Origin of the sequence: Acetobacter sp. DsW_059, assembly GCF_002153695.1 — a bacterium.
GTDB classification, from domain to species: domain Bacteria; phylum Pseudomonadota; class Alphaproteobacteria; order Acetobacterales; family Acetobacteraceae; genus Acetobacter; species Acetobacter thailandicus.
In genome coordinates this window covers 1-501 of record NZ_JOPI01000095.1, presented here as the reverse complement: position 1 = coordinate 501, position 501 = coordinate 1, and the positions used below count along the sequence as shown (strand labels likewise).

Annotated in this window: 1 protein-coding gene; it reads right to left on the bottom strand. The window is 54.5% G+C overall.

Translation table 11 applies throughout. From position 1 onward, the window contains the following. The coding region (locus tag HK25_RS12055) for a terminase large subunit domain-containing protein (RefSeq protein ID WP_233127824.1) at nt 1–501 on the bottom strand (501 nt) is incomplete at both ends.

Genomic DNA, 501 nt, shown 5'->3' with positions numbered 1-501 from the left:
GTACCAGAACGATAGCACCTCCCGGCATTAGTCGGGTTCGCAATACAGAGCGATACCAGTCCCATGTTACCTCACGTATGACAGGGCTTTCTGCGTCCTGACGGTCTTTAACCGGATCGTCTATGAGGGCAACGTGCGCCCCCTTACCAGTGAGGCCGCCACCAACACCCATGGCGGTATAAACGCCGCCTTTATTGGTGTGCCAGTTGTCACGGGCAGAGCTGTCAGACGCAACACCTACGCCAGGAAACAAAGACGCAAACTCAGGGGATCCGACAATGTTACGCACATCGCGTCCGAAACCTTGTGCGAGAGTGGCGCCGTAGGATGCTGTGATAATCTGCTTTTTAGGATTCCGCCCCATATACCATGCAGGAAAGCGTTTACTGGTCAGCTCTGACTTGCCGTGTCGTGGGGGCATAAACACCATCAGGCGTTTAATCTCACCGCGTTCTACAGCGTCGAGTTTCTCGCAGAGTAACCTGTGATGAGCACCAACCC